The organism is Pseudomonas sp. KBW05 (genome assembly GCF_003852405.1).
Classification (GTDB): Bacteria; Pseudomonadota; Gammaproteobacteria; order Pseudomonadales; family Pseudomonadaceae; genus Aquipseudomonas.
The window spans coordinates 474,836-500,641 of sequence record NZ_QAJM01000016.1; the positions used below are offsets into that span (position 1 = coordinate 474,836).

Annotated in this window: 24 protein-coding genes; 12 read left to right on the plus strand and 12 right to left on the minus strand. The window is 61.7% G+C overall.

What is annotated here, in order from left to right:
• The first annotated feature begins 9 nt into the window (after nt 1–9).
• From DBR46_RS16770 to DBR46_RS16780, 3 genes are read left to right on the plus strand one after another with little or no spacing between them, the layout of a single operon-like run.
• Nucleotides 10–1,089: a heme A synthase gene (locus DBR46_RS16770; RefSeq protein ID WP_124527075.1), complete on the plus strand. Its 1,080-nt coding sequence runs from the start codon at nt 10–12 to the stop codon at nt 1,087–1,089.
• On the plus strand, nt 1,077–1,976 hold the full coding sequence (gene cyoE, locus DBR46_RS16775; RefSeq protein ID WP_124527076.1) for a heme o synthase: 900 nt from the start codon (nt 1,077–1,079) through the stop codon (nt 1,974–1,976). The genes DBR46_RS16770 and cyoE overlap by 13 nt, the downstream gene beginning before the upstream one ends.
• The gene (locus tag DBR46_RS16780; RefSeq protein WP_124527077.1) at nt 1,973–2,608 is read left to right on the plus strand and encodes an SCO family protein; all 636 of its coding nucleotides are present in this window, start codon (nt 1,973–1,975) and stop codon (nt 2,606–2,608) included. Before cyoE ends, DBR46_RS16780 begins: the two co-directional genes overlap by 4 nt.
• Nucleotides 2,609–2,750: 142 nt before the next feature.
• Here the strand turns inward: DBR46_RS16780 and DBR46_RS16785 are convergent, their stop codons facing one another.
• Genes DBR46_RS16785 through DBR46_RS16795 form a run of 3 tightly spaced genes read right to left on the minus strand, consistent with a single transcriptional unit; the run spans nt 2,751 to nt 5,254 of the window.
• Complete coding sequence (locus DBR46_RS16785) at nt 2,751–3,521, minus strand: MetQ/NlpA family ABC transporter substrate-binding protein (protein WP_124527078.1); 771 nt, start codon at nt 3,519–3,521, stop codon at nt 2,751–2,753.
• Between the two features lie 51 nt (nt 3,522–3,572).
• Nucleotides 3,573–4,247, minus strand: coding sequence for a methionine ABC transporter permease (locus DBR46_RS16790; protein ID WP_124527079.1), 675 nt, complete (start codon nt 4,245–4,247; stop codon nt 3,573–3,575).
• A complete protein-coding gene (locus DBR46_RS16795; protein WP_017734699.1) occupies nt 4,247–5,254 on the minus strand; it encodes a methionine ABC transporter ATP-binding protein in 1,008 nt (335 codons plus the stop codon). Before DBR46_RS16795 ends, DBR46_RS16790 begins: the two co-directional genes overlap by 1 nt.
• Before the next feature lie 228 nt (nt 5,255–5,482).
• On the opposite strand from DBR46_RS16795, the gene katE reads away from it, so the two are divergent.
• On the plus strand, nt 5,483–7,612 hold the full coding sequence (katE, locus tag DBR46_RS16800; protein ID WP_124527080.1) for a catalase HPII: 2,130 nt from the start codon (nt 5,483–5,485) through the stop codon (nt 7,610–7,612).
• A 101-nt stretch (nt 7,613–7,713) separates the two neighbouring features.
• Here katE and DBR46_RS16805 read toward each other — a convergent pair whose 3' ends face one another.
• The 4 genes from DBR46_RS16805 to DBR46_RS16820 are packed head-to-tail and all read right to left on the minus strand — an operon-like array spanning nt 7,714 to nt 10,531.
• Nucleotides 7,714–8,433, minus strand: coding sequence for a PA5502 family lipoprotein (locus tag DBR46_RS16805; protein ID WP_124527081.1), 720 nt, complete (start codon nt 8,431–8,433; stop codon nt 7,714–7,716).
• Between the two features lie 37 nt (nt 8,434–8,470).
• Nucleotides 8,471–9,259 carry a zinc ABC transporter permease subunit ZnuB gene (znuB, locus tag DBR46_RS16810; protein ID WP_017734696.1) on the minus strand — a complete coding sequence of 263 codons (789 nt, stop codon included), beginning with the start codon at nt 9,257–9,259 and terminating at the stop codon, nt 8,471–8,473.
• Entirely contained in the window at nt 9,252–10,037 is a 786-nt protein-coding gene (gene znuC / locus DBR46_RS16815; protein ID WP_124527082.1) for a zinc ABC transporter ATP-binding protein ZnuC, read from the minus strand. Before znuC ends, znuB begins: the two co-directional genes overlap by 8 nt.
• Entirely contained in the window at nt 10,037–10,531 is a 495-nt protein-coding gene (locus tag DBR46_RS16820; protein ID WP_169898891.1) for a Fur family transcriptional regulator, read from the minus strand. The genes znuC and DBR46_RS16820 overlap by 1 nt, the downstream gene beginning before the upstream one ends.
• A 46-nt stretch (nt 10,532–10,577) precedes the next feature.
• Between DBR46_RS16820 and DBR46_RS16825 the strand changes: the two genes are divergently transcribed.
• Nucleotides 10,578–11,507, plus strand: coding sequence for a zinc ABC transporter substrate-binding protein (locus tag DBR46_RS16825; RefSeq protein ID WP_124527083.1), 930 nt, complete (start codon nt 10,578–10,580; stop codon nt 11,505–11,507).
• Nucleotides 11,508–11,634: 127 nt separating this feature from the next.
• On the opposite strand, the gene DBR46_RS16830 is transcribed toward DBR46_RS16825, so the two are convergent.
• Both DBR46_RS16830 and DBR46_RS16835 read right to left on the minus strand, forming a co-directional pair.
• Nucleotides 11,635–12,588, minus strand: a complete 954-nt coding sequence (locus DBR46_RS16830) for a homoserine kinase (protein WP_124527084.1) — start codon at nt 12,586–12,588, stop codon at nt 11,635–11,637.
• Nucleotides 12,589–12,644: 56 nt separating this feature from the next.
• Nucleotides 12,645–12,935, minus strand: a complete 291-nt coding sequence (locus DBR46_RS16835; RefSeq protein WP_017734691.1) for a DUF2782 domain-containing protein — start codon at nt 12,933–12,935, stop codon at nt 12,645–12,647.
• Nucleotides 12,936–13,009: 74 nt separating this feature from the next.
• Here DBR46_RS16835 and polA point away from each other — a divergent pair, with 74 nt between their 5' ends.
• Entirely contained in the window at nt 13,010–15,787 is a 2,778-nt protein-coding gene (gene polA / locus DBR46_RS16840; RefSeq protein WP_124527085.1) for a DNA polymerase I, read from the plus strand.
• A gap of 270 nt (nt 15,788–16,057) precedes the next feature.
• On the opposite strand, the gene yihA is transcribed toward polA, so the two are convergent.
• Nucleotides 16,058–16,699, minus strand: a complete 642-nt coding sequence (gene yihA, locus DBR46_RS16845; RefSeq protein WP_124527086.1) for a ribosome biogenesis GTP-binding protein YihA/YsxC — start codon at nt 16,697–16,699, stop codon at nt 16,058–16,060.
• 192 nt (nt 16,700–16,891) lie between these two features.
• Here yihA and DBR46_RS16850 point away from each other — a divergent pair, with 192 nt between their 5' ends.
• The 6 genes from DBR46_RS16850 to DBR46_RS16875 all read left to right on the plus strand — a co-directional run bounded on the left by DBR46_RS16850 (nt 16,892) and on the right by DBR46_RS16875 (nt 22,428).
• Nucleotides 16,892–17,194 carry a cytochrome c5 family protein gene (locus tag DBR46_RS16850; RefSeq protein WP_124527087.1) on the plus strand — a complete coding sequence of 101 codons (303 nt, stop codon included), beginning with the start codon at nt 16,892–16,894 and terminating at the stop codon, nt 17,192–17,194.
• A gap of 34 nt (nt 17,195–17,228) precedes the next feature.
• The gene (locus DBR46_RS16855; RefSeq protein ID WP_124527088.1) at nt 17,229–17,840 is read left to right on the plus strand and encodes a cytochrome c4; all 612 of its coding nucleotides are present in this window, start codon (nt 17,229–17,231) and stop codon (nt 17,838–17,840) included.
• Nucleotides 17,841–18,008: 168 nt separating this feature from the next.
• Entirely contained in the window at nt 18,009–18,644 is a 636-nt protein-coding gene (gene dsbA / locus DBR46_RS16860; protein ID WP_017734686.1) for a thiol:disulfide interchange protein DsbA, read from the plus strand.
• A gap of 10 nt (nt 18,645–18,654) precedes the next feature.
• On the plus strand, nt 18,655–19,533 hold the full coding sequence (locus DBR46_RS16865; protein WP_017734685.1) for an endonuclease/exonuclease/phosphatase family protein: 879 nt from the start codon (nt 18,655–18,657) through the stop codon (nt 19,531–19,533).
• Nucleotides 19,530–21,563, plus strand: coding sequence for a GGDEF domain-containing protein (locus tag DBR46_RS16870; protein ID WP_124527089.1), 2,034 nt, complete (start codon nt 19,530–19,532; stop codon nt 21,561–21,563). The genes DBR46_RS16865 and DBR46_RS16870 overlap by 4 nt, the downstream gene beginning before the upstream one ends.
• An 88-nt stretch (nt 21,564–21,651) precedes the next feature.
• Entirely contained in the window at nt 21,652–22,428 is a 777-nt protein-coding gene (locus tag DBR46_RS16875; RefSeq protein WP_124527090.1) for an N-acetylmuramoyl-L-alanine amidase, read from the plus strand.
• Between the two features lie 148 nt (nt 22,429–22,576).
• On the opposite strand, the gene DBR46_RS16880 is transcribed toward DBR46_RS16875, so the two are convergent.
• Nucleotides 22,577–24,364, minus strand: coding sequence for a KinB sensor domain-containing domain (locus DBR46_RS16880; RefSeq protein ID WP_124527091.1), 1,788 nt, complete (start codon nt 24,362–24,364; stop codon nt 22,577–22,579).
• A 10-nt stretch (nt 24,365–24,374) separates the two neighbouring features.
• On the minus strand, nt 24,375–25,721 hold the full coding sequence (gene algB, locus DBR46_RS16885) for a sigma-54-dependent response regulator transcription factor AlgB (RefSeq protein ID WP_124527092.1): 1,347 nt from the start codon (nt 25,719–25,721) through the stop codon (nt 24,375–24,377).
• Between the last annotated feature and the right edge of the window lie 85 nt (nt 25,722–25,806).

The window sequence follows — 25,806 nt, forward strand, 5'->3', positions numbered from 1 at the left end:
GGCATCGTCATGGCCAAACCTGGATTTCGCCTCGCGTTGTTTGCCACCTTGCTGGCGTTGATCGTCGTGTTGCTCGGCGCCTATACCCGCCTGACCCACGCCGGCCTCGGTTGCCCGGACTGGCCGGGTTGCTACGGCTTTATCAGCGTGCCGCAAAGCGAAACCCAGCTGGCCCATGCCGAATTGCACTTCCCTGACACACCGGTGGAGGCGGACAAGGGCTGGAGCGAGATGATTCATCGCTACTTCGCCGGCTCCTTGGGGTTGTTGATCGCGTTGCTGGCCGCGCGCTCGTGGAGCCATCGCCGTGACCCAGGCCAACCGGTGAAACTGCCGCTGTTCCTGTTGGCGGTGGTGATTGCCCAGGCCGCATTTGGCATGTGGACGGTGACGTTGAAGCTGTGGCCGCAGGTGGTGACCGGGCATCTGCTGGGCGGTTTCGCCACCTTGAGCCTGCTGTTTCTGCTGACGCTGCGCCTGTCAGGCGTGCTGCCCGCGCTGATCGTGCCCAAGCGTCTGCAATACTGGGCGACGGCCGGGCTGGTGCTGGTGATCGGGCAGATTGCGCTGGGCGGCTGGGTCAGCTCCAACTATGCGGCGGTGGCCTGCATCGATCTGCCGACCTGTCATGGCGAGTGGTGGCCGGCGGCGGACTTTGCCAATGGCTTTCACCTGACCCAGCACATCGGGCCCAACTATTTGGGCGGGCAACTGGACAGCGAGGCGCGCACGGCGATTCACCTGACCCATCGCCTGGGCGCGGTGGTGGTTTCGCTGGTGTTGCTGGGCCTGGCCTGGCAACTGCGCGCCGTGGGCATGAGCCGTTTGGCCGGCCTGCTGCTGATCGCCCTGGGTGCGCAAATCTGCCTGGGCTTGAGCAATGTGTATTTCCACCTGCCGCTGCCGGTGGCGGTCGGGCATAACGCCGGCGGCGCGGCGTTGCTGCTGACACTGGTGCTGGTCAACTACCACGCCCGTACCAGCCTGGTGCGGGTGCGCAATCAGCTGCCGTTCGGCTGGCGTTTTATCCCGCGCAAACACGTCTCGGGCCTCATCACCCTTAAAGGAGAGATGCCATGGCGGCCTTGATCGGCGCGCGTCAACACCAGGCGATCTGGCGTGACTATTTGGAGCTGACCAAGCCGAAAGTGGTGGTGCTGATGCTCGTCACCTCGCTGGTGGGCATGTTCCTCGCCACCCGCGCCGGCGTGCCGTGGACGGTGCTGGTGTTTGGCAACCTGGGGATTGCCCTGTGTGCTGGCGGTGCGGCGGCGGTCAACCATGTGGTGGACCGGCGCATCGATGCGGTGATGGCGCGTACCCATAAGCGGCCGTTGGCCGAAGGACGCGTGTCGCCCGTGGCGGCGCTGGTCTTTGCATTGTTGCTGGCGGTTGCAGGGCTGGCCCTGCTGCTGGCGTTCACCAACGCCTTGGCGGCGTGGCTGACCTTGGCTTCGCTGTTGGGTTATGCGGTGATCTACACCGGCTTTCTCAAGCGTGCGACGCCGCAGAATATCGTGATCGGCGGCTTGGCCGGCGCAGCGCCGCCGCTGTTGGGTTGGGTTGCCGTCACCGGCCATATCAGCGCCGAGCCTTTGCTGCTGGTGCTGATCATCTTCGCCTGGACCCCGCCACACTTCTGGGCCCTGGCCATCCATCGCAAGGAAGAATACGCCAAGGCCGACATCCCGATGCTGCCGGTCACCCACGGCGAGCACTACACCAAGGTGCATATCCTGCTCTACACCTTCGCCTTGCTGGCGGTGAGCCTGATGCCCTTCGTCATTCACATGAGCGGCGTGCTCTATCTGGCGTGTGCCCTCTTATTGGGCGCGCGCTTTCTGCAATGGGCCCTGGTGTTGTACCGTGGCGCTCAGCCGCACGCGGCGATCAACACCTTCAAGTACTCTATCTGGTACCTGCTGCTGCTGTTTATCGCCCTGCTCGTCGACCATTACCTACTGTTGAGCCTATGACCCGTACTCAAAAAACCGTCTTTATCCTGGTGGCCATTGTCGCGTTGATCATGGGCCTGACCGTCAACAAAGTGCTCAGTGGCAAAGGCCAGGGCGACCCTACTGCGCTGATCGATGCCGGCATTATCCTGCTGCCGCAAAGCCGCCAGCTGCCGCCAGTGACCATGACCAATCAGGAAGGCCAGCCGGTGCTGGTCAATGAGTTGAAGGGCAAGTGGAGCCTGCTGTTCTTCGGCTACACCTTCTGCCCGGACATCTGCCCGACCACCCTCGCCCAGCTGCGCCAGATCAAGAGCGAGCTGCCCAAGGAGGCGGTGGACAAGTTGCAGGTGATCCTGGTCAGCGTGGACCCGAACCGCGACACGCCGACTCAGCTCAAGCAATACCTGGGCTACTTCGATCCGCAGTTTGTTGGCCTGACCGGCGCGAATGTGGAGGAGGTGCAGAAGGTCTCGAATGCGGTGAGCATCCCGTTCATTCCGGCGGATACCAGCAAGCCGAACTACACGGTGGACCACAGCGGTAACCTGGCGCTGATCGGGCCGGATGGGACCCAGCGGGGGTTTATTCGGGCGCCGTTGAATAACCAGAAGCTAATCGCGCAACTGCCTGGCCTGTTGCAGCGCAAGTAACTAGCAACGCAAAACAAATGTGGGAGCGGGCTTGCTCGCGAATGCGGTGTATCAGCTACGAATCTATCGACTGACACTCAGCTTTCGCGAGCAAGCCCGCTCCCACATTTTTTGATCTCCGGTGTTGGGAGATAGGGTTACATCAGAACGCCGGCTTGATCGCGCCTTTGTACTTCTCTTCGATGAATTTCTTCACTTCCGGCGTGTGCAGGGCTGCAACCAGCTTCTTCACCGCGTCCGAATCCTTGTTGTCTTCGCGGGTCACCAGGATGTTCACGTAAGGCGAGTCGCTGCCTTCGATGACCAGAGCGTCCTTGGATGGGTCCAGCTTGGCTTCCAGGGCGTAATTGGTGTTGATCAGCGCCAGGTCAACCTGGGTCAGTACGCGCGGCAGGGTGGCGGCTTCCAGCTCGCGGAACTTCAGTTTCTTGCTGTTACCGGTGATGTCCTTGATGGTCGACAGGATGTTGGTCGGGTCCTTCAGGGTGATCAGGTTGTGCTTGGCCAGCAGCAGCAGCGCGCGGCCGCCGTTGGTGGCGTCGTTCGGGATCACCACGTTGGCGCCGTCCGGCAGTTCGGCGAGGGTCTTGTACTTGCTGGAGTAAGCGCCCAGGGGTTCCAGGTGCACGGCGCCAACGCTCACCAGGTGCGTGCCCTTGGCCTTGTTGAACTCATCCAGGTACGGCTGGTGCTGGAAGAAGTTGGCGTCCAGGCGCTTTTCTGCAACCTGTACGTTTGGCTGCACGTAGTCGGTGAAGACCTTGACCTGCAAGTCCACGCCTTCTTTGGCCAGGACCGGTTTCACGAATTCGAGGATTTCTGCGTGCGGCACCGGCGAGGCAGCGACCGTGATGGTCTCGGCGTGGGCGGAAAACGCAGCAACGGCGGCGAAAGCAACCAGTAGTTTTTTCATCCAGCAAGCTCCTTGTTCGGGCATGTGCCGGCTTCTGGCCGGCAATGGCCGTTATTTTCGAGAAAAGTGCACCACCAGCTTGTCGCCGACGGTTTGCAGAATTTGCACCAGGATCAACAGCATGACCACGGTGACCACCATCACATCAGTCTGGAAACGCTGGTAACCGAAACGGATCGCCAGGTCGCCCAGACCACCGGCACCGACCACACCGGCCATCGCTGTGTAGGAAACCAGTGTAATTGCCGTCACAGTAATCGCCGCAAAAATGCCGGGGCGTGCTTCGGGCAGCAAGGCGTTGGTAATAATCTGACGCGTAGTGGCGCCCATCGACTGGGTGGCTTCGATGATGCCGCGGTCCACTTCACGCAGGGCGGTTTCCACCAGGCGCGCGAAGAACGGCGTCGCACCGACCACCAGTGGCGGAATGGCACCGGCCACGCCCAGCGACGTGCCGGTGATCAGCACGGTGAACGGGATCATCACGATCAGCAGGATGATGAACGGGAGCGAACGCAGGATGTTCACGATCAGCGACAGCAGTGCGTACAGGCCTTTCTGTTCGAACAGTTGGCGCGGGCTGCACAGGAACAGCAGCACACCCAGCGGCAGGCCGAGCAGTACGGTAAAGAACAGCGAACCAAACAGCATGATCATGGTGTCGCCGGTGGCGAGCCAGATTTCCGACCAGTCGATATTGGCGAAGAAACTCAACAGGACTTCCATTAGCGCAGGACCTCCATGTGGACGTCTGCGGCGGTGAAGCGCGCAAACGCGGCGTCCATGTCGCCGCCGGTGACGGCGAGGGTCAATTGCCCGTAGGGGATGTCTTTGATGCGGTCGATACGACCGGCGAGGATGCTGTAGTCCACACCCGTTTCACGGGCGACGGTACCCAGCAACGGCGCGTAGGTCGCGTCGCCCTGGAACGTCAGGCGCACGATGCGGCCGGGGACGTGGGCGAAGTCATCGCGCTGCTCGTTTTCATCGACCTGTTCGGACTCTTGCACGAAACGCTTGGTGGTCGGGTGCTTGGGGTGCAGGAACACGTCGGCCACCGAGCCTTGCTCGACGATGACGCCGGCGTCCATCACGGCCACCTGGTCGCAGACGCGGCGGATCACGTCCATTTCATGGGTGATCAGCACGATGGTCAGTTTCAGCTCGCGGTTGATCTCGGCCAGCAGTTGCAGGACCGACGCGGTGGTTTGCGGGTCGAGGGCGCTGGTGGCTTCATCGCACAGCAGGATCTTTGGCTTGGTCGCCAGGGCGCGGGCGATGCCGACGCGCTGTTTCTGGCCGCCGGACAATTGCGCCGGGTACTTCTTGGCGTGATCCGACAGACCAACGCGGGCCAGCAGCTCGGCGACGCGCAGGTCGATTTGCTTGCGCGACAGTTCGCCGGCCAGGGTCAGTGGCAGCGCCACGTTGTCGGCAACGGTCTTGGACGCGAGCAGGTTGAAGTGCTGGAAGATCATCCCGACCTGCTGGCGGAAACGGCGCAGGCCGTTGGCGTCCAGGGCGGTGACTTCTTCACCATCGACAGTGATCTGACCGCCGCTAGGTTGCTCCAGGCGATTGATCAGACGCAAAAGGGTACTTTTTCCCGCGCCGGAGTGGCCGATCAAGCCAAACACCTGGCCGTTCTCGACGCGCAGGCTGGTGGGGTGAAGCGCGGGGATTTCCTTACCGGCGACGCGGTAGGTTTTATGGACGTTATGAAACTCGATCACGTAGCGAACCTTGTGGGGCGCATGGAAAAGGGATCAGCGGTTAGCCGGGCGCGCATTTTAGCCTGTCCGTATAGCGTTTCTTAGCATTTATTTCGCATTCATCCAGCGATTTGGCAATAACGCGATCAAAGGTCATAAAAAAGGAACGGCCCAAAACCCCATCAGTCACTACTTAAGCAACGCGATTCCCGGGTGCCGTGCCTGGGTCTGAATAAGGAGTTTTGACTGATGAGTACGAAAAAGCCAAAGAGCGAACTCGCCGGAACCGACACCCTGGACCGTAAGAATACCAATGCCAAGCTAGAGGCTTTGGAAGCATTCCGCGCCGACGCTACCGGCCAGGCCCTGCGTACCAACCAAGGCGTGAAGATTTCCGACAACCAGAACAGCTTGAAGGTCGGTGCGCGCGGGCCTTCGCTGCTCGAAGATTTCATCATGCGTGAAAAGATCACGCATTTTGACCATGAGCGCATCCCCGAGCGCATCGTGCACGCGCGCGGCACCGGTGCCCATGGTTACTTCCAGGCCTATGAAAACCATGGGGCGCTGACCAAGGCCGGGTTTCTGCGTGATCCGGGGCATAAAACCCCGGTATTCCTGCGTTTTTCCACGGTGCAGGGCCCCCGTGGCTCCGGTGATACGGTGCGCGACGTACGGGGTTTTGCCGTGAAGTTCTTCACCGACGAAGGTAACTTCGACCTGGTCGGCAACAACATGCCGGTGTTTTTCATTCAGGACGCGATCAAGTTTCCTGATTTTGTCCACGCAGTAAAGCCTGAACCCCACAACGAGATTCCTACAGGCGGTTCGGCCCACGACACCTTCTGGGACTTCGTGTCGCTGCAGCCCGAATCGGCGCATATGGTGATTTGGGCAATGTCCGACCGAGCGATTCCTAAAAGCCTACGGGCCATGCAGGGTTTTGGGGTGCACACCTTTCGCTTCATTAACGCCGAAGGGACGTCCAACTTCGTTAAATTCCACTGGCGCCCTACGGCCGGCACCTGCTCGCTGGTGTGGGACGAAGCGCAAAAGCTCGCGGGTAAAGATACCGACTATCACCGCCGCGATCTCTGGGAAGCGATTGAGACGGGCGATTACCCCGAGTGGGAATTGGGCGTGCAGGTCATTCCTGAGGACAAGGAGCACGCGTTCGACTTCGATATTCTCGACCCGACCAAGCTGATCCCCGAAGAACTGGTACCGATCACGCCGCTGGGCAAGATGGTGCTGAATCGCAACCCGGATAACTTTTTCGCTGAAGTCGAGCAGGTCGCCTTCTGCCCAGGCCATATCGTGCCGGGCATCGACTTCTCCAATGACCCGTTGTTGCAGGGCCGTCTGTTTTCCTACACCGATACGCAGATCAGCCGACTTGGTGGCCCGAACTTTCATGAGTTGCCGATCAACCGCCCGGTGGCGCCGTTCCATAACGGCCAGCGCGATGCCATGCATCGCACCACTATCGATAAGGGGCGTGCGGCGTACGAACCCAACTCCATCGATGGCGGCTGGCCCAAGGAAACCCCGCCCGCTGCGCAGGACGGTGGCTTTGAGTCCTACCATGAGCGCATCGATGCCCATAAGGTGCGCGAGCGCAGTGAGTCATTTGGCGATCACTTCTCCCAGGCGCGCCTGTTTTTCCGCAGCATGAGCAAGCATGAGCAGGAGCACATCATTGCCGCCTACAGCTTTGAGCTGGGCAAGGTGGAGCGTGAGCACATCCGTGTGCGCCAGGTGAATGAGATCCTCGCCAACATCGACCTGGAGTTGGCCAAGCGTGTGGCGCAGAACCTGGGCTTGCCAGTGCCGAAAAAAGGCACGGTGCCGGAGCGCAAAGTATCGTTGTCGCGCTCTCCGGCCTTGAGCCAGACGAACCTGCTGTCGGGTGACATCAAGACGCGCAAAGTGGCGATTTTGGCCGCGAATGGCGTGGACGGTGCTGCAATCGAGGCCTTGAAAAAAGTGCTGAAGGCCGAAGGCGCCCACGCCAAATTGCTCGGGCCGACCTCGGCACCGGTCACCACGGCGCAGGGTAAGAGCTTGCCGGTGGATGCGTCCATGGAGGGCTTGCCGTCGGTGGCGTTCGACGCAGTGTTTGTGCCCGGCGGCGCCAAGTCGGTGAAGGCGTTGAGCGAAGATGGTGTGGCGCTGCATTACCTGCTGGAGGCTTACAAGCATTTGAAAGCGATTGCGGTAGTGGGCGAGGCCAAGCAGTTGCTGGAGCTGTTGAAGCTGGAGGCGGATGCGGGGTTGATCGTCGGCGGGGATGCCAAGGCATTGAAGGCGTTTGTGGCGGCGATTGCCCAGCATCGGGTCTGGGATCGGGAGCCGAGGGCCAAGGCGATTCCGGCTTAAGTCATTGGTTGTTGGTCAGATCGCTATCGCAGGCAAGCCAGCTCCCACACTTGAATGTATTCACAATTCAACATGTGGGAGCTGGCTTGCCTGCGATGGCTTTATTGCGTCTTGCGCGGAATCAACACAACCTGCGCCGGGATCTTCTTCAGGATCTGCCGATGCAGCTTCAGGTCATACGCCGAATCGATGCGCTTGACCCGCTTGGTCAGTAGTGTCGCCAACCATGGATAGTCTTCGGTGCGCGGCACCTGGATGCTCACATCACACTGGTAATTCACCACATCGGTGGCGATCGCATCCAGTTGGTGGCGAAGTTCTTCAATATCGCGCAGGTTCAACGCCACGGTGGTGCTTTCGGCCGTCGGATCGATGACCTTGGCCACCGGCTTGGCTTCGGCGGCTTTCAGGGCGGCTTCGGCCTGGTCCAGTTCGGCCTTGCGGGCGTGGCTGATGGCGCTGTTCACGCCGCCGGTCAACGCCGGGGCCTTGGGCATCAGTGCGCGGGCGCGGCTGAGGGCAGTGGCGGCGGCGTTGACGTCGCCTTTTTGCAGCACGATCTGGCTACGCTGCAGGTAGGCTTCGGCCAATTGGCGCTGGTAAGGCTCCAGCGCGGGATCGTTGGGCGACTGGGCTTGCAGCGCGGCCAACTGGTCTTCGGCGGTGGCCAACTCACTGCTGGCGAGGTTTTGCTCCAGCTGTGCGATGGCCGTAGCGCGTGCGTCCGGGGCCTGGACGGCGGCGGGCGGTGTGCTTTGACAGGCGCCCAGCAGCAGGGAAAATGCGGCAAGGAGCAGATAACGGGAGGTGAACGGCTTCATTCCTGCGACTCTCTATTTGCGCAAAAAGCGAGCAAGTCTACACCCCTCGACGGGGCAGGACAAAACTCAGCAGAAACAGCGCGGCGGCCGTGACCACAATCGACGGCCCGGCCGGCGTGTCCTTGAACCAGGACAGCGCCAGGCCCCCGCACACGGCGAGCATCCCCAGCAGGCTGGCACCAATCGCCATCTGCTCCGGTGAACGGGCATGGCGCTGGGCGGCGGCTGCGGGAATGATCAGCAGCGACGTGATCAACAATACGCCGACAATCTTCATCGCGACAGCAATCACCACGGCGATCAACAACATCAGGGCCATGCGCAGGGTCGGCACGGGCAGGCCTTCGACGGTGGCCAGCTCTTCATGCACGGTGATGGCCAGCAGCGGGCGCCACAGGGCTATCAGCAGCACCAGCACCACAGCGCTGCCGCCGAGGATCCAGCCCAAGTCGGTGCTGCTGATCGCCAGCAGGTCGCCGAACAGGTAGGCCATCAGGTCGATGCGCACTTCGTGCATGAAGCTCAGCACCACCAGGCCCAGGGACAAGGTGCTCGGCGCGAGGATGCCGAGCAGGGTGTCGGAGGCCAGCGGCTGGCGCTGTTGCAGGGTCACCAGCAGCACCGCCAGCAGCAGGCAGCCGACGGTGACGGCGATGGTCGGGCTGACATCCAGCAAGAAGCCCATGGCCACGCCCAGTAGCGCGGCGTGGGACAAGGTGTCGCCAAAATAGGCCATGCGCCGCCAGACGACGAACGAGCCCAACGGGCCCGCCACCAGCGCCAAAGCCAAGCCTGCCAGCAGGGCGTAGAGCAGAAAATCAGCCATGCTTGCAGCTATCTCCGTGAACGTGGGTATGGGGTGCGGCGGGATCTTCGACGACTTCGCCGTGCAAATCGTGGGCGTGGTCGTGGTGGTGATGGTAGATCGCCAGGCTCTGCGCGTTCTTGCCGAACAGCTCGACGAACGCCGGGTCGCCGCTGACCTGTTCCGGGTGGCCGGAGCAGCACACGTGGCGGTTGAGGCACACCACTTGGTCGGTGGTGCTCATCACCAGGTGCAGATCGTGGGACACCATCAGCACGCCGCAGCCATGACGGTCACGCAGGCGGGTGATCAGGCTGTACAGCTCGGCCTGGCCGGCGACGTCGACGCCTTGTACCGGTTCATCCAGCACCAACAGTTCCGGCTCGCGCAGCAAGGCGCGGGCCAGTAGCACGCGCTGCATTTCGCCGCCGGAGATACTTTGCACCGGGCTGTCGATCACCTGTTCGGCGCCGACTTCCTTGAGCGCGGCCTGGGCGCGGGCGCGGTCTACACCGGGCACCAGGCGCAGGAAGCGCAGCACCGACAGCGGCAGGGTCGGGTCGACGTGCAGCTTTTGTGGCATGTAGCCCACACGCAGCTTGGGCTTGCGCCACACGATGCCGGTGTCGGGCTTGAGCAGGCCGAGGACGGCGCGCACCAGGGTGGTCTTGCCGGCGCCGTTGGGGCCGATCAGGGTGACGATTTGCCCAGGTTCGACGCTCAGCGCGATGTTATCCAGCACGGCTTGCCCGGCGAACGTGACCCCGACCTGTTCCAGGCGGATTAACGCGTTGCTCATCAAGCCCCCTGGCAGCCCGAGCACAGGCCGACCACTTCGACCGTTTGCCCTTCGACCCGGAAACCGACGTCGGCAGAGCTCTTGATGATGGCGTCGCTGATGCTTTTTTGTTCAAGCTCAATGGCGGCGTGGCACTCGCGGCAGATCAGGAACTGGCCCTGATGCGCGTGTTCCGGGTGGTTGCAGCCGACAAACGCGTTGAGCGACGCGATGCGGTGCACCAGGCCGTTCTCCAGCAGGAAATCCAGCGCCCGGTACACGGTTGGCGGTGCAGCGCGGCGGCCGTCCTGCTCGCTGAGTACGCCGAGGATGTCGTAGGCGCCCAGCGGCTTGTGGCTCTGCCACACCAGTTCCAGCACGCGGCGACGCAAGGCGGTCAGGCGCAGGCCCTTCTGTGCGCACAGGGTGTCGGCTTCCGACAGCGCGGTATGCACGCAGTGAGAGTGGTCGTGGGGACGGCTGGCAAGCGGTGTTTTAGGCATGAGCGGCGACAGATATTTGATAGAGACGTTATTATGTTACCCGTTCCTACGCCATTGAGTGGTCATCGTGTCCCGACTTTTTCCCGTTTTTGTCGTATTTGTCGCCAGTTTGTTCGTAACCGGTGCCGCTCAGGCCGAGGTCAAGGTGCTCACCAGCATCAAGCCGCTGCAGTTGATCGCCGCCGCAGTGCAGGACGGCGTGGCCGTTCCAGAGGTGCTGTTGCCACCGGGCGCGTCGCCGCATAACTACGCGTTGCGGCCATCCGACGTACGGCGTGTGCAGTCGGTCGACCTGCTGTACTGGATCGGCCCGGACATGGAAAGCTTCCTGCCGCGCGTGTTGAAAGGTCGTACAGCGGCGACGGTGGCCGTGCAGGATCTTCCGGGGATGAAACTGCGTCGTTTCGCCGAAGATAGCCACTCTCACGCCGACGAAGCCGACGAGCATGACCACGATCACCGCCCAGGCAGCCTGGATGCACACTTGTGGCTGTCCACGGTGAATGCGCGGGTGATTGCTGCGCGCATGGCGTCTGACCTAGCGGCGGCTGATCCGGCGAATGCCGCGCGTTACCAAAGCAACGTGAAGGCGTTTAACGAGCGTTTGGATGCGTTGGATGCGCGGTTGAAAGAGCGTTTGGCGACGATTGGCGACAAACCGTACTTTGTGTTCCATGAAGCCTTCGATTACTTCGAAGATGCCTACGGGCTCAAGCACACCGGTGTGTTCAGCGTTGCTGCTGAAGTGCAGCCTGGCGCCCAGCACGTGGCCGCGATGCGCACGCGCTTGCAGGAAGTGGGTAAGACCTGTGTGTTCAGTGAGCCGCCGTTGCGTCCGCGCCTGGCTGAGACGCTGGTGGCTGGCTTGCCGGTGAAGCTGGCGGAGTTGGATGCGCTGGGTGGCTATACGCCGGCCACGGCTCAGGGGTATGAGCAGGTGCTGGAGAAGTTGGGGAATGACCTGGCGGGTTGCCTGGAATCGCTCTAACAGCCAATACAAAACCCATGTGGGAGCGGGCTTGCTCGCGAAGGCGGCGTGTCAGTCAGTACATCTGGCACTGAAACACCGCCTTCGCGAGCAAGCCCGCTCCCACATTTTTGACCGAGTTGATGCTTTAGAGCGCGAACGGCAGTTGGATTGTCACTTGCTGGCGTTGCGCCAGGCGGTGTTCGAACTCCGCCGGGTCGTGAATCAATACGTCCTGACCCGCAAACGACTCCGCCGCGATCAGGCGTGACAGCCAGAACCGCACACACGCCACCCGCAGCATCGTCGGCCACAATTCGGCCTCCTTGGCGGTGAACGGGCGCAGACCTGCATAGGCGCCCAGCAATGCGCGGGCGCGTTGGCCGTCGATCACGCCGTTTTCGTCCGAGCACCAGTCATTCAGGGCGATTGCTACGTCGTACAGCATCGGGCCGGAGCAGGCGTTGTAGAAGTCGATCAGCCCTGTCAGATGCGTGCCTTCGAACATCGCGTTATCGCGGAACAGGTCCGCGTGAATGTTCGCACGCGGCAGGGCGAGGATCTGCGCCTTGTGGGCTTCGATCTCATCAAGGGCGTCTTGCAGCAGGCGCTGCGGCGCTGCTTCCAGGTGCGAAATAAGCTGCGCACCTTCGCTAAGCATCCAATCCAGGCCGCGATCGGTCTTGCGCTCCAGTACTTTGTCGCCTTGTGTCGCCAGGTGCAGGTGGCCAAGCAGGTCGCCGACCTGGGCGCAGTGTTGCGCATTGGCATCCTTGATGTGCTTGCCGGCCAGGCGCGGTTGCAGCAGCGCCGGTTTACCTTTCAGCTCACGCAGGGCCATGCCGTCAGTGGTGCGCAAGGCGTAGGGCACGGGCAGGTCGGCGTCGTGGAGCACGTCGAGCAGTTCGATGAAGAACGGCATCTCGGCAACGGGGCCACGTTCAACCAGGGTCAGGACGAATTCGCCCTGTTCCAGGCTGATAAAGAAGTTGGTGTTTTCGCTACCGGCGGCAATTCCCTGGAAATCAAGCAGGCGGCCGAGGCCGTAAGGGGCGAGAAAGGTTTCCAGCTCGGGCCGAGCCAGGGGGGTGAACACAGACATGGTTAAAACTGCCAGTACGGGCGCCGCAGGGCGCGGCGCCAATTTAAGTTAAGAAATCATTTCCATTCGAAAATCTTCCATGACGGAATCAGCATATCCGGCTGGTCAGAGCGGATGAAGTTCGCATCGGTGCCGTCTGCGCGCACCAGGAAATACGGTGGCGCGCCCTTTGGCGTGACCTTGATCGCGTACAGGAAACCATTTTGGCGGTATTCCTGGATGGTCTTGTCGCCTTCGGTGCGGATCGTGACCTCAGGGTCACCACCGGGGGCGCTGTCGGCTGCCGTGGCGGCCAGCGGCAGGAGTGCAATCAAGCCGGTCAACAACAAGCGATTCGCTGTACGCATGATAACCTTGTCCCTTTGTCGTCATTGGTCCGGCTATTCTAGCGCCTGACCCGCCGAAAAGGTTGATCCTGCTCATGAGCCAAGCCCCCCTCGTCCTGGTGGACGGTTCTTCTTATCTGTATCGCGCCTTCCACGCGCTACCACCGCTGACCACCTCCAAAGGCCTGCCCACCGGTGCGGTCAAGGGCGTGTTGAACATGCTCAAAAGCCTGCGCAAGCAGTATCCGGGCAGCCCGTTCGCGGTGGTGTTCGACGCCAAGGGTGGGACCTTTCGCGACGACATGTACGCCGAATACAAGGCCAACCGCCCAAGCATGCCCGATGACATGCGTGTGCAAATCGAGCCGCTGCACCAGAGCGTGATCGCCCTGGGCTTCCCGTTGCTGTGCGTCGAAGGCGTCGAGGCCGATGACGTGATCGGCACCCTGGCCCGCAGCAGTGCGGCGGCCAACCGCCCGGTGGTGATCTCCACCGGTGACAAGGACATGGCACAGTTGGTCGATGGGCACATTACCTTGGTCAACACCATGACCGGTAGTTCGATGGATATCGACGGCGTAAAAGAGAAATTTGGCGTCGCTCCCGAGCAGATCATCGATTACCTGGCGTTGATGGGCGATTCGTCCGACAACATCCCGGGCGTTCCGGGCATTGGGCCGAAGACGGCTTCCGGCTTGCTGGTGGGCGTGAATGGCGGGATCAAAGAGCTGTATGAGCAGTTGGACATTGTGCCGACCTTGCCTATCCGTGGCGCCAAGACGCTGCCAGCCAAGCTGGAAGAACATAAGGAAATGGCGTTCCTGTCTTACCAGTTGGCGACGATCAAATGCGATGTGCCGCTGGACGTGGGTTTGGATGACCTGCACCTGATCGAGCCGGATCGTGAGAAACTGCTGGAGCTCTACACGCTTCTGGAGTTCAAAAGCTGGATTGATGAGATTCAACGCGATGCCAAGCGTGTCGAGCTTCAGGCCGCGCCTGTTGCTGAAGAAACTGTTGAAGTCGCAGCGCCCGTGGAAGCTGCCTACACCACCATCCTCGACCAGGCCACGTTCGATGTCTGGCTGAAAAAGCTCAACGACGCGAAGTTGTTCGCCTTTGATACCGAAACCACCGGCATCGACGCCCAGCAGGCGCAGCTGGTTGGGGTTTCTTTCGCCATTCAGCCCCATGAAGCGGCCTACATTCCACTGACCCACTCCTACATCGGCGTGCCGGAGCAGTTGGATCGCGACACCGTACTGCTGGCCCTGAAACCGCTGCTGGAAGACCCGACCAAGCTCAAGGTCGGCCAGCACGCCAAGTTTGACATGAATATCCTGGCCAACTGCGCCATCGGCGGCGACCCGGCCCACGGCATTACCGTGCGGGGCATCGCCTTTGACACCATGCTTGAATCCTACGTGCTGAACTCCACCGCGACCCGGCACGACATGGACAGCCTGGCCAAGAAGTACCTGGACTACGACACCGTCAGCTTCCAGGACATCGCCGGCAAGGGCGCCAAACAGCTGACGTTCGACCAGATCGCGCTTGAGCAGGCGGGCCCATACGCCGCTGAAGATGCTGATATCACTTTGCGCCTGCATCAGGAATTGCATGCGCAACTGGCCGCCATCCCGAGCCTGGCCAGCGTGTTGACCGACATCGAAATGCCGTTGGTGCCTGTGCTGGCGCGTATCGAGCGCCAAGGCGCGTTGGTGGATGCAGCCCTGCTGGGCGTGCAGAGCGTCGAGCTGGGCGACAAGATGGTGGAGCTGGAGCGCCAGGCCTACGAGATTGCCGGCGAGGAGTTCAACCTCGGCTCGCCCAAGCAGCTCGGCGCGATCCTCTACGAGAAGCTCGGTTTGCCGGTGCTGAAAAAGACCGGCAAGGGCCAGGCGTCTACCGCTGAGGAAGTGCTGGCCAAGTTGGCCGAAGATGACTATCCGCTGCCCAAGGTGCTGATGCAGTACCGCAGCATGAGCAAGCTGAAAAGCACTTACACCGACCGCCTGCCGGAGCAGATCAACCCGCGCACTGGGCGCATCCACACGTCCTATCACCAGGCGGTGGCGGCGACCGGGCGTTTGTCTTCCAGTGATCCGAACCTGCAGAACATTCCGGTGCGTACCGCTGAAGGCCGTCGGATTCGTCAGGCGTTTGTCGCGCCCAAAGGCTACAAGCTGCTGGCAGCGGACTATTCGCAGATCGAGCTGCGGATCATGGCGCACCTGTCCAAGGACGAAGGCTTGATGAACGCCTTCCGCGACAACCTGGACGTACACACGGCCACGGCGGCCGAGGTGTTCAAGGTTGAATTGGATGAGGTCACCACGGATCAGCGTCGTAGCGCCAAGGCGATCAACTTCGGCCTGATCTACGGCATGGGCGCGCAGAAGTTGGGCAAGGATATTGGCGTCGATACGAAGACGGCCAAGGCGTATATCGATGTGTACTTCGCCCGCTACCCGGGGGTTCGCGAGTACATGGAGCGCACCCGCGCCCAGGCGGCGGATCAAGGTTATGTCGAGACCTTCTTCGGCCGTCGCCTGTACTTGCCGGAGATCAACTCCAACAAGCCGCAGGAGCGCGCGGCGGCAGAACGCACCGCGATCAATGCGCCGATGCAGGGCACCGCCGCAGACATCATCAAGAAAGCCATGGTGCGGGTGGACAACTGGCTGGCCGATTCGGACCTGGATGCCAAGGTGATCCTGCAGGTGCACGATGAACTGGTGCTGGAGGTGCGTGAGGATCTGGTCGCCGAAGTCAGCGAGAAAATTCGCGAGCACATGAGCGCGGCGGCGCAGCTGGATGTACCGCTGCTGGTGGAAGTGGGCGTGGGTAACAATTGGGACGAAGCGCACTGATTCCGGGGCTTTGCCGCCACCGCAGGGTGGTGGCAGAGTGCTTTAGATCAGATAACGCCGTCAGTTATTTCCAATAGTTTTTTGTACCTGCCGGAACTTAACCCGTGAACGGCTACTCAGAGTTACTGAATGGGTGGTGAAGCCCTTCAATGCTCCTATGTTGTGTTAAGTGTTGGCAGATATCTGGACCCCGCCCTAGCGGTCCGGAACTTGAACCCCGAACTTCCCCTCCCCATACGAAGTCCGGGGTTTTTTTTGCCCGCAGAAAAGTTACTCGGCGATTTCCGCGCCCTTGTCGGCCAGTTCCATCCAGTCGGCCAGTACGGTGTAAGCCTCTTCCAGGCCTAGGCGCTTGGGCGCCGAGAACAGCTGGATGGTGATCGCGTCACCCCAACCTTTGCGGATTTCGGCCTGCACTTTGAGCAGGGTGTTCTTGGCTGCGCCGTAGGTCAGCTTGTCGGCCTTGGTCAGCAGGATGTGCATCGGCATGCCGCTGGCGACCGCCCAGTCGAGCATCAGCAGGTCGAAGTCGGTCATTGGATGACGGATGTCCATCATCAGGATCAAGCCTTTCAGGCTCTCGCGGCCACCTAGGTAAGCCTCCAGGTGACGCTGCCAGTGCAGCTTCAGCGGGATAGGTACTTTTGCGTAACCGTAGCCCGGCAGGTCGACCAGACGCCGATCTTCGTCTAGCTTGAAGAAATTGAGCAGTTGCGTGCGGCCCGGGGTTTTCGAGGTGCGTGCCAGGCTGGCGTGGGTCAGGGTGTTCAGCGCGCTGGATTTGCCGGCGTTGGAACGGCCGGCAAAGGCGACTTCAAAGCCTTCGTCATCAGGGCATTGGTCAACTTTGGCGGCGCTGAGCATGAACGTGGACTGTTGGCACAGGCCGAGGATGGGGTTCTTGAGTTGCATGAGATTTCCGATGTGGGCGGTGCCGAGAAAGGGTGCGGCAAGCGGTGTCGTTTCCGTTTCAGTAGCGCCAGTATATAATGCCGCAGATTTTGTGTGTGCTTTGTCCCAGCGAAGGATGAGGTTCACGGGAGCGAAAGACCTTTATTGCGCATTAGAACGCAAAACGCTCTCAAACCCTGAAAAGGTCGATGTATGACCCGATGGTTGCTCGCTTTTGGTGTCCTGATTCCGCTTTATGGCGCTCAGGCTACACAGGATCCGGAAGCGGTGTACAACCGAGTTTGCGTGGCTTGCCATGCTGGCCAGTTGCCCAATGCCCCCAGACGGGGAGATCAGGCAGCCTGGGCGCCAAGACTGGCGCAGGGCATGGACACGCTGGTGCAACACGTGACCCAGGGTTTCAAGGCAATGCCGCCGCGTGGTTTGTGCATGGACTGCAGTACTGAGGATTACCAGGCCGTCATTCAGTTGATGGTGAGTAAACCCGGTAGATAACTCTTAAACCCCTTAGCCGTAGTTGGATTAGCTGATGAACAAACTGATCGTGAGTCTGCTGTTGACCCTGGGCATCACCGGTGTTGCCCATGCTGCAGGCGACGCTACAGCGGGCCAGGCGAAAGCCGCCGTGTGTGGTGCTTGCCATGGACCGGATGGCAACAGCCCGGCGCCGAACTTCCCCAAACTGGCCGGCCAGGGTGAACGCTACCTGACCAAGCAGATGCACGACATCAAGGATGGCAAGCGCACGGTGCTGGAAATGACCGGCTTGCTGACCAACCTCAGCGATCAGGACCTGGCGGACATCTCGGCGTATTTTGCCAGCCAGAAGGGCAGCGTGGGAGCTGCCGATCCGAAACTGGTCGCCCGTGGCGAGAAGCTGTTCCGTGGCGGTGACCTGGAAAAAGGCCTGCCGTCCTGCATCGGCTGCCATTCGCCAAATGGCGCCGGTATCGCCGCCGCGGGCTTCCCGCACTTGAGCGGCCAACACGCCACCTATATCGCCAAGCAGCTGACCGATTTCCGCAAGGAAGAGGCAGGGCGAGCCAACGATGGCGACGCCGCAATCATGCGCACCATCGCCCGCAAACTGAGCGATGAAGACATTGCAGCGGTCTCCAGCTACATCCAGGGCCTGCACTAAGCTGCACGCAACGTTAACGCTCGATTAATCCGTCGATGCAAGCATAAAAAGGGTGGCTTAGGCCGCCCTTTTTTGTGGCCGGTGCCGTTACACTAACGAACTCATGCCCGCGTAGACCTGTCACAACAAAGGTCGCGTGAGGCGACTTTATTTGTCCAGGAGTAAAGCATGCGTAATCTGATCCTCAGCGCCGCTCTCGTCACTGCCAGCCTCTTCGGCATGACCGCACAAGCTGCCGACGTGCCGCTTGAAGCCGGTAAAACCTATGTTGAATTGACCAATCCGGTACCGGTTTCGGTGCCTGGCAAGATCGAAGTGGTGGAGCTGTTCTGGTACGGCTGCCCGCATTGCTACGCCTTTGAGCCGACTATCAACCCATGGGCCGAAAAACTCCCGTCCGACGTTAACTTCAAGCGCATCCCGGCCATGTTCGGCGGCCCTTGGGATGCCCACGGCCAACTGTTCCTGACCCTGGAAGCCATGGGTGTGGAGCACAAGGTCCACAACGCGGTATTCGACGCGATCCAGAAGCAAGGCAAGCGCCTGACCAAGCCTGACGAAATGGCTGACTTCGTTGCCACCCAAGGCGTGGACAAGGACAAGTTCCTGGCCACCTTCAACTCCTTCGCCATCCAGGGCCAGATCAAACAGGCCAAGGAACTCGCGCAGAAGTATGGCGTGCAAGGCGTACCGACCCTGATCGTCAACGGCAAATACCGTTTTGACCTGGGTACTGCCGGTGGTCCGGAGGCTGTCCTCAACGTCGCCGATCAACTGATCGCCAAAGAGCGCGCAGCCAAGTAAGGGGCCCACCATGCGCCGCTGGGGGACTGAACGTGTGGTTGGCCTGCATGATCCGCAGGTCAACGAGCACCACCTGGAATCCACGGGCCTGCCGGCCGACAGCCGGTTGCGCCTGCTCAGCTTCAATATTCAGGTGGGCATCAGTACCGAGAAGTACCGGCACTACCTCACCCGTGGCTGGCAGCACCTGCTGCCCCACAATGGGCGCGCCGGCAACCTGCAGAAAATCGGCAACCTGCTGAGCGACTTCGACCTGGTCGCCTTGCAGGAAGCCGATGGCGGCAGCATCCGCTCCGGTTACGTCAATCAGGTTGAGCACCTGGCGCAGCTTGGGGCCTTCCCCTACTGGTACCAGCAGCTCAACCGCAACCTCGGGCGCCTGGGCCAGCACAGCAATGGTGTGCTCAGCCGCTTGAAGCCTTGGGCGATCGAAGATCACCCGCTGCCCGGCCCCAAGGGGCGCGGCGCGATCCTCGTGCGATTTGGCGAAGGCCCTGAAGCCCTGGTGGTGGTGATGATGCATCTGGCGCTGGGTGCCCGCACCCGCACGATGCAACTGGCCTACATCCGCGAGCTGATCGGCAACTACAAACACCAGGTGCTGATGGGGGACATGAACACCCACGCCAGCGACCTGCTGAACAATTCTCCGCTGCGGGACCTCGGGTTGTTGGCGCCGCAAGTCGAAGCCACGTTTCCCAGCTGGCGCCCGCAGCGCTGTCTGGACCATATCCTGCTGAGCCCGACCCTCACGCTCGAAAGCGTGCAGGTCCTGGCGCAGCCCATCTCCGACCACCTGCCGGTCGCGGTAGAGATTCGCCTGCCGGGTTCGCTCACGGCCGATGCATTGCCCGCGTTGAGCCCTGGCCCCCGCGGACCCCTTGCATGAGCGACGACGCCCAGCGCTGGAAAGAAAAGTACCTGTTAAGCATCGAGCAACAAGAAAAGCTCGAACGCCGTTGGGCTGCCCGCCTCGACCTGCTGCGCCGAGGGCTGGTGCGCAGCACGCTGGCGGCGGAAGGCACCGACCGCGCGGTTGACCAATGCATGAAGGAAATGCGCGACGTGGTGCGCACCGACGACATGGACGCCGCCCTCGCCGCCCTGCTGCCACGCCTGGAAAAGGCCGTGCTGGATTCCGAGCAGCGCCGCGAAACCCGGGTCGAGCAGATCAGCACCGCGCTGACGGCACTGGTTGCGCAGCTGCAAAAACTGCCGTTGCCCCGTGACGTCGCGCGCCCGCTGAAAACCTTCGCCAAGCAGTTGGACAGCCGAGTGGGCCAGGCGCGGGAGATTCCGCTGCTGCTCAGTGAGTTGAGCAGCCTGCAAGGGCAGGCGCTGGATAACCTGGAGCCGGAAGGCGAAGCCACGCGCCCAGGGCCGGGCCTGCTGCAACGCTTGTTTGGTGGCAAGGACGTCGCCAGTGAGGCGCCGGTGAGCGAGCCGGCGGCGCTTGCCGCAGTGCCGCCCGCCCCTCCGAAGCCGGCGTCCGAACCTGCGCCCCAAGAGCCTGCTCAATCCGAAGAATTGTCCGAGGCGCTGCGGGCTTTCGCGCCACTGCCGCAAATCGGGGCCGCACCTGTGACTCCCGCCCCGGCGGCAGAGGTCGCCAAGCCAGCGGTTGTAGCTGACGCGCCGGTCCACACTGCTGCACCTGTCGCTACGCCAGAGCCCGAGCCGCCCGCGCCGCAGGCCGAAGCGCCAGCCGCCGAAAGCGCACTCGCCACCTTTGTCGACGCGCCGCAGGTGCCAATCGAAGCACCGGAGCAAACCGTCATCGGCAGCCTGTCGTTGCCGCCAGTGCTCGAACGCGACGATCCCGACGAGCTGCAATCAGAGGGCATCTACGCCCTGCCCGATTCGCCCGAGCCGTCCTACAGCTCCGTGGCCAAGCATATCGAAGACACCTTGCTCGGCCTGCTCGAAGACCTGTCGCTGCCCGAACGCCACCGGCCACAGGCCGAGGCGATGCGCGAGCGCCTGGCCCATGGCTTGAACTGGTACGAACTGCTGCCGATCCTCGATGATCTGGCGGTGTTGATGCTGGCGATCACCGACAGCGGCCAGCACGAGTTCGAGGCTTATCTCAAGCAACTCAACGAGCGCCTCGAAGCGTTCCAGGGTCATCTGCAAGTGGCCAGCGAGGGTCATGCCGACAGCCGTGACGCAGCCCGCGAGCTGGACACGCAGATCCGTGAGCAAGTCGATGGCCTGCAAAGCAGTGTGCAGGAAGCGGCTGACCTGGACAGCCTCAAGCACGTGTTGGAAAGCCATCTGGAAGGCCTGCTCGGCACCATGGACCAGCACCAGCAGCAACGCGACCAGCGTGAGCAAGAGGTCGCGGCGCGCTTGAAGGGCTTGGCCGAGCGGGTGGCGAACATGGAACAGGAAGCCCAGGGTTATCGCGAGCACCTGGAAGTGCAGCGCCAGAAAGCCCTGCTCGACCCGCTCACCGGGCTGCCGAACCGCGCGGCGTGGAGCGAACGCCTGGACCACGAGGTCAATGCCTGGCACCAGCGCGGCAACAGCCTGTCGCTGGCGATGCTCGACCTGGACCACTTCAAGCGGATCAACGACGGTTACGGCCATCTGGCGGGCGACAAGGTGCTGAAAATCATCGCCAACGTCCTGCGCAAGCGCCTGCGCCCGAGCGACTTCATCGCCCGTTTTGGTGGCGAAGAGTTTGTCTTGCTGATGCCCGACTCATCCCTGGCGGATGCGCTGGCGGTGGGCGAGGTGCTGCGTGCAGCCATCGAGGCGTGCCCGTTCCACTTCAAAGGCGAGCCGGTGACGGTCACCGTGTCCATGGGCGTGGCGCAGTTCCTGCCGGGCGAGCGCAGTGACCTGGCGCTCAAGCGCGCCGATGCGGCGTTGTACCGGGCCAAGGCGGCGGGGCGTAACCGCGTACAGGCAGCATAAAAGATGTTCCATTTTGTGATTTGAGCGCCGCGTCACAAACGGTACGTTACACTGTTGCATTATCGTCTTCAGCGTACTGCCTTCTGCCATGAAATCCTTATCCATTGCCTTTGTGTTTCTTCTGCTTGCGGGTTGCGCCAGCGGCCCGCGCCTGGACACCAGCCATCCCTCGGCGAACCACGACAACCGCGTGCAGTTCGTGATCGTCCACTACACCTCCACCGACCTTGAGCGCTCGCTGGCACTGCTGACCCACGGCCAGGTCAGCAGCCACTACCTGATCGGCGACGACGCCTCAGGCAAGATCTACAAATTGGTGGATGAGAGCCAGCGCGCCTGGCATGCCGGGGAAAGCGAGTGGATGGGCCGCACCTGGCTCAACTCCAGCTCCATCGGTATCGAAATCGTCAACCCAGGCTATCGCGACACGCCGACGGGACGCGTGTGGTATCCGTATTCCGAAGCGCAGGTGAAGTCGCTGGTGGTGTTGCTCAAGGACATCAGCAAGCGTAATGGCATCGACCCGAAGAACATCATTGGCCATAGCGATATTGCACCGCTGCGCAAGCTGGACCCGGGCCCGTTGTTTCCGTGGAAGCGTTTGGCCGAAGAAGGCCTGGGAGTGTGGCCGGACGCCCAGGCTGTGGCGCGATTCCAGGTGCAATTCGCCGCTGACCTGCCGAGCATTACCTGGTTCCAGGAAGAATTGGCCCGCCTGGGCTATCAGACACCGCAGACCGGCGAACTGGATGTAGCTACGCGCCATGTGATTGCCGCGTTCCAGATGCACTTCCGACCGTCGCTGTTTGATGGCACGCCCGATGCCGAGAGTGCCGCAATCCTGCGGGCGTTGAACCGCCGCTGATCACTTGCAGCTGTTGTTGTAGTCAGGGCGCTTGTTGTGGCGAGGGAGCTTGCTCCCGCTGGGCTGCGAAGCGGCCCCAGAATTTTTGGGAGCGCTGCGCACTCCAGCGGGAGCAAGCTCCCTCGCCACAGGTATCGGTAGTGCGCTGTTACAGCGGCAGCGCCATATAGAACTGTGTCCCCTGCCCCGGCCGCGAATACACGCCCATGCGGCCGCCGTGCAGTTGCACGATCTCCTTGCACAGCGCCAGCCCCAGGCCGGCGCCGCCTTTCTTGCGGCCCACCTGGACGAACGGTTCGAAAATGCGCCCTTGCTGGCCATAGGCGATACCTTCGCCGTTGTCCTCGACGCTGACAATCACCCGCTCCCCATGACGCCGCGCCTGCAGGCGAATCTGCCCGCCCTCGGCGGTATGACGCAAGGCGTTGGCCAGCAGGTTGTCGAGTACACGCTCCAATTGCGCCTGGTCAGCGTACAGGCGTGGCAACTCGGCTTGTGCTTCTATCAGTAGTTCGATGTTCTGCGCATTGGCCAGTTCTGCGAAACGCGCACGGGCATGCTCAAGCAGATCGTTCACGTCACACGGCCCCAAGGTGAGTTTTTGCAGGCCGTTCTGGTAGCGCGAGAAGTTGAGCAAGTCGTTGATCAACTGCATCAGGCGCTGCATTTCTTCATTGACCGTATCCAGCAGGTCCGCTTCGCGCGATTCCGCCGCAAACTTCGCACGTTCGCGAAACAGGCCGAACGCCATATGCATGCCGGTCACTGGTGTCCGCAGCTCATGGGAAGCGCGCAGCACGAACTCACTGCGCACCCGTTCAAAGGCGCGCTGTTCGGTGACGTCATGCAGCACCATCACCGCGCCGAGGATATGCCCCTCGGTATGGCTCACGGGCGTGAGGCTATAGGTCAGCAGGCGCAGTTCACCTTCGACTTCCACTTCCAGGTCTTCCGGTGCGCGCTCCAGGTTGCCGCCGCGCAGCACCAGTTGCAGCTGCTCATCCAGTTCGGGGCGCATCAAGGCTTCGCCCAAGCCCTGGCCGAGGCGTTCCTCATCCCAGCCCAATTGGCGTTGTGCTACCGGGTTGAGGTGTTCCAGGCGGCCTTGGCGGTCGATCATCAGCAGGCCATCGTCGATGCTGTCGAGCACGGCTTGCAGGCGTTGCTGGCCGGCGAGCAGTTCGTCGATATTGGTCGCCTGATGCTGACGGAGGGCCTCGGCCATGATGCCGAAGCGACGCGTCAGTTGGTTCATCTCCGCCGCTGACGAGATTGGCAGCGTCACTTCGAAGTCACCCTGGCCGATCTTGTCCGCCGCCTTGGCCAAGGCTTCGATCGGCCCGCCAAAACGCCGGGCGATGCCATGGGCGGTGACAAAGCCGATGATCAGTACGGCAAGCCCTACCAGACCGAGCAAGCCGGCGATGAGCAACGCGCGCTCGCGGGATTTATGCTCACTGGTGCTGATGTTTTCCAAGGCCTGCTTGTGTTCGGCGATCAGGCCGTTGCGTAGCACATTGAAGGTGTCGGTGAGCTTGTCCTTGGTGCCTGGCGGTGGCGAGGCCTGCTGGGATTGGTCAAACGCGTCCAGCAGGTTTTGGTACTCGCCCCGGGCCTGGCTGAAGCCGGTGCCGTGGCCATCGCGCTGTTCATGGGCGATGCCTTGGTCGAGCAGATCGAAGTAGCGTTGCTTCGACGCTTGCAGCGCCGCGGGGTCGGGGCGCTGCTCCAGCATCATCATCAGTTGGTCGCCCAGGCTCTGACGCAGCTTGAGGCCCAGGTCCAGGGTGATGAAGTTGCTGCGAATCAGCGACTCCTGGGTCTTGGCCATTTGCATGACGCTGACCAGGCCCAGTATCAGGCCCAGCAGGGCGACGGTGATCAGCGCTGAGATACTCAGGAACAAGCGAGTTCGCAGCTTCATCGCTAACTTCATAAGGTGCAGCTCACAGGTTGTACTGTTTGCGTTTGCGGTACAGGGTCGAGGCATCGATGCCGAGGGTGCGGGCCGCCTGATCCAGGGTGTCGGCGGTGGCCAGCACGGCGCCGATGTGCGCTTTCTCCAACTCGTCCAGGCTCAGCGCCGCGCCGATGCGCGGAGCGTTGTGGGTGGTTTGCTCGGCCATGCCGAGGTGGCTGATTTCCACCTTTTCCTGCGGGCAGATAATGCTCGCGCGTTCCACCACGTTGCGCAGCTCGCGGATATTGCCCGGCCAGCGATAGTTGAGCAGCGCCTCGCGGGCTTCATCACTGAAGCCGCGTGCCGGCCGCGCGTATTCCTTGACGAAGCGCGCCAGGAAACGATCGGCCAGGGTCAGGATGTCTTCGCTGCGTTCGCGCAGCGGCGGCAGGTGCAAGGTGATGACGTTGAGGCGGTACAGCAAGTCTTCACGGAAGCGGCCGTCGCGCACCATGTCTTCCAGGTTCAGGTTGGTGGCGGCGAGGATGCGCACATCGGCCCGGCGGGTGACCGGGTCGCCCACGCGCTCGTATTCCTTGTCCTGGATGAATCGCAGTAACTTGGGTTGCAACGTGAGGGGAAAGTCGCCGATCTCGTCAAGAAACAGCGTGCCACCGTCGGCTTGGTTGACCCGGCCCAAGGTGCTTTCACTGGCGCCGGTGAACGCGCCGCGACTGTGGCCGAACAATTCGCTTTCCATCAGTTCTGCGGTCAGCGACGGGCAGTTGATGGTCACGCAGGATTTCTTCGCGCGTTTGCTCCAACCGTGGATGGCCCGGGCCAGTTCGCCTTTACCGGTGCCCGACTCGCCGAGGATCAAGATGTTGGCGTCGGTCCCGGCCACCTGGCGCGCGGTTTCCAGCACGACCATCATGGCCGGGCTGTGGGAGTCGAGGCCGTCTTTGGGCTGGCGCACTGCGCCTTCCAGCGCTTCCAGGCGCGCAGACAGTTGGCGTACTTCCAACTGTTTGGCGGTGGCCAGGCGCAATTGGTCCGGGCTGCACGGTTTCACCAGGTAATCGGCGGCGCCGGCCTGGATCGCATCCACGGCGGTATCCACGGCGGAATGCGCGGTGACAATGACCACGCGCATCCATGGCGCCTGGATACGCATTTGCGCGAGCACGTCGAGGCCGTTGTCTTCGCCCAGGCGCAGGTCCAGGAAGCACAGGTCGAACACCTGGCGTTGCATCAGCGCATCGGCCTGGGCGGCGCTGTTGGCGGTGGCCACGGTGTAGCCTTCATCTTCCAGGCAATACCGGAAGGTGCGCAGGATAGCGGATTCGTCGTCCACTAAAAGAATGCGGCCTTGAAGTTCCTTGGCTGATTCCATCGGTGCCGCGCTCCTTAACTATGAATGATGGTGATTAGTCCCGGAATAATCGGGCAAGTTGCATGGTTTATTCTGATCGATAAAA

Excerpts from the sequence above, each read along its gene's own strand:
- DBR46_RS16790 (WP_124527079.1), bottom strand. The coding sequence starts at position 4,247 with ATGGAAGTCCTGTTGAGTTTCTTCGCCAATATCGACTGGTCGGAAATC.
- DBR46_RS16780 (WP_124527077.1), top strand. The coding sequence starts at position 1,973 with ATGACCCGTACTCAAAAAACCGTCTTTATCCTGGTGGCCATTGTCGCG.
- katE (WP_124527080.1), top strand. The coding sequence starts at position 5,483 with ATGAGTACGAAAAAGCCAAAGAGCGAACTCGCCGGAACCGACACCCTG.
- DBR46_RS16855 (WP_124527088.1), top strand. The coding sequence starts at position 17,229 with ATGAACAAACTGATCGTGAGTCTGCTGTTGACCCTGGGCATCACCGGT.
- yihA (WP_124527086.1), bottom strand. The coding sequence starts at position 16,699 with ATGCAACTCAAGAACCCCATCCTCGGCCTGTGCCAACAGTCCACGTTC.
- DBR46_RS16830 (WP_124527084.1), bottom strand. The coding sequence starts at position 12,588 with ATGTCTGTGTTCACCCCCCTGGCTCGGCCCGAGCTGGAAACCTTTCTC.
- DBR46_RS16835 (WP_017734691.1), bottom strand. The coding sequence starts at position 12,935 with ATGCGTACAGCGAATCGCTTGTTGTTGACCGGCTTGATTGCACTCCTG.
- DBR46_RS16865 (WP_017734685.1), top strand. The coding sequence starts at position 18,655 with ATGCGCCGCTGGGGGACTGAACGTGTGGTTGGCCTGCATGATCCGCAG.
- cyoE (WP_124527076.1), top strand. The coding sequence starts at position 1,077 with ATGGCGGCCTTGATCGGCGCGCGTCAACACCAGGCGATCTGGCGTGAC.
- dsbA (WP_017734686.1), top strand. The coding sequence starts at position 18,009 with ATGCGTAATCTGATCCTCAGCGCCGCTCTCGTCACTGCCAGCCTCTTC.
- algB (WP_124527092.1), bottom strand. The coding sequence starts at position 25,721 with ATGGAATCAGCCAAGGAACTTCAAGGCCGCATTCTTTTAGTGGACGAC.
- polA (WP_124527085.1), top strand. The coding sequence starts at position 13,010 with ATGAGCCAAGCCCCCCTCGTCCTGGTGGACGGTTCTTCTTATCTGTAT.
- DBR46_RS16850 (WP_124527087.1), top strand. The coding sequence starts at position 16,892 with ATGACCCGATGGTTGCTCGCTTTTGGTGTCCTGATTCCGCTTTATGGC.
- DBR46_RS16770 (WP_124527075.1), top strand. The coding sequence starts at position 10 with ATGGCCAAACCTGGATTTCGCCTCGCGTTGTTTGCCACCTTGCTGGCG.
- DBR46_RS16785 (WP_124527078.1), bottom strand. The coding sequence starts at position 3,521 with ATGAAAAAACTACTGGTTGCTTTCGCCGCCGTTGCTGCGTTTTCCGCC.
- DBR46_RS16805 (WP_124527081.1), bottom strand. The coding sequence starts at position 8,433 with ATGAAGCCGTTCACCTCCCGTTATCTGCTCCTTGCCGCATTTTCCCTG.
- DBR46_RS16875 (WP_124527090.1), top strand. The coding sequence starts at position 21,652 with ATGAAATCCTTATCCATTGCCTTTGTGTTTCTTCTGCTTGCGGGTTGC.
- znuB (WP_017734696.1), bottom strand. The coding sequence starts at position 9,259 with ATGGCTGATTTTCTGCTCTACGCCCTGCTGGCAGGCTTGGCTTTGGCG.
- DBR46_RS16870 (WP_124527089.1), top strand. The coding sequence starts at position 19,530 with ATGAGCGACGACGCCCAGCGCTGGAAAGAAAAGTACCTGTTAAGCATC.
- DBR46_RS16880 (WP_124527091.1), bottom strand. The coding sequence starts at position 24,364 with ATGAAGTTAGCGATGAAGCTGCGAACTCGCTTGTTCCTGAGTATCTCA.
- znuC (WP_124527082.1), bottom strand. The coding sequence starts at position 10,037 with ATGAGCAACGCGTTAATCCGCCTGGAACAGGTCGGGGTCACGTTCGCC.